This is a genomic window from Micromonospora sp. NPDC005215, from assembly GCF_040607915.1.
Classification (GTDB): Bacteria; Actinomycetota; Actinomycetes; order Mycobacteriales; family Micromonosporaceae; genus Micromonospora.
In genome coordinates this window covers 1-1,643 of sequence record NZ_JBEXHQ010000119.1, presented here as the reverse complement: position 1 = coordinate 1,643, position 1,643 = coordinate 1, and the positions used below count along the sequence as shown (strand labels likewise).

Annotated in this window: 1 protein-coding gene; it reads right to left on the bottom strand. The window is 68.0% G+C overall.

Annotation, left to right across the window (positions count from 1 at the left end; translation table 11 throughout):
* On the bottom strand, nucleotides 1–1,643 hold a 1,643-nt coding region (locus ABZU25_RS34455; RefSeq protein WP_355033546.1), incomplete at both ends, for a glycoside hydrolase family 2 TIM barrel-domain containing protein.

Genomic DNA, 1,643 nt, shown 5'->3' with positions numbered 1-1,643 from the left:
GAGTCCGAATTGCCGGAGGCGGACCAGTACGGGAGGTCGACCGCGGCCACCGGGTTGAACGCCGCCTGCACCCGCTGGATCTGCGGGTTGCTCCACGGGTCGGGCAGGTTGTCCGCGCCGTAGACCGGGCGAGTGTTCTCCTCCGTGGTGAAGTCGGTGGTTCGCACGCCCGGCACCACGCTGGCCCAGGCAGACAGCAGCGTGTACGGGCGCAGGTCGCTGGCGTCCTTGCCGCGCTTGGCGGCAGTCGCGGTGGCGAACCACGTGAAGCCCTGCTTGGTGCTGCAGGCGGGCCAGATGTACTCGCCTTCGCCGTCCGGGCGCCCGGAATGGCGATTCAGGGCCTCGCCGTAGCGGCCGACGCCGTCCAGGTAGTGCGCGAAGATGGCGAAGTTGGGGTAGTTCATGGCCGGGTACCGGCTGGGCGAGTCCGCGCCAATGCCGGCGTCGATGCTGATCGGCCGGGTGCCGTCGTTGCCGTTCATCGCCGTGTACAGGTCCTGTTGGAACTGCTGCGAGTCGTTGTTGTTGGAGCTGGGCTCGTTGATCTGGCTCCAGCGGATGATCGCCGGATGGTTGCGGTCGCGCAGGGTCAGCGCACGAGCGTGGGCCACCATGTTGTTGCGTCCGGACACGAAGTCCTGGGAACCACTGCGGATGGCGGTCTCGTCGATGACCATCAGGCCCATCTCGTCGGCCACGTCGAGCATGTACGGGCTGGCCGGTTCCATGTGCATGCGTACCACGTTGTAGTTGAGACGCTGGTAGTTGTCCACCGCCGCGGGCCAGCCGCCGTTGCCGGACGACGGCGGCAGGAAACCGGGCAGGGTGTCGTACGCGTCGCCCTTACCGCCGTAGTTGACCCGGTCGTAGTCGGCGCCCTGCAGGCTGTCGCCACGGAAGTTCACCCGCACGCCGTTGAGGTAGTAGTACTCGCCGTTCTGCGTGCTCTCCCGGAACCCGAAGCGGTACGTGGCGTCACTGGTGCGGCCGTCGTCAGCGGTGGCGTGGATCGCCAGGCGGTGCAGTTGGGCCCGGTACCCGGACCGGTACGGCACATTGGGCCACCAGTACGAGGTGGCGCCGAGGTCCCACGCCACGGGGCCCACCGTGACCTTCGCCGTCGAACGGGCCGCCACCGTCACGGTCTGCTGCGGCAACTGCGGGTAGCTGAAGGAGCCCGCGCCGTCGGACGTGATCGACCCGCTCAGGGTGACGGTTCTGGTCGCGGCCGAGGAGTTGGTCACCGACACGTCGTAGCTGAGGGTGCGGTTCGCCACCGAGGTTCGGACGAACGTGTCGCTGACGTACACCGCCGGGTACACCCGCAGGGACGCGGACCGGTAGATGCCCTGCGGTATCGCCTCGGACCAGTCGGCCGCTATGGGGACCAGGTACTTGCCGTCGGACGACCTCAACGCACCGCGGCCCTTCACCTGCACACTGATCGTGTGGGTGGTGCCCGGTGCGGCGTAGCTACTGATGTCGAAGTTCGACGGGGTGAACGCCGTCGTCTGGGTCGCTACCACCCGGCCGTCGACGGAGAGCGTCGCCTGGTGGTTGACGGCGCCGAACTCGATCCAGGTCGACTGCGGCTGCCCCGAGTCCGGCACGGTGATGCTGCGCGAGTACACCGCCTCGTT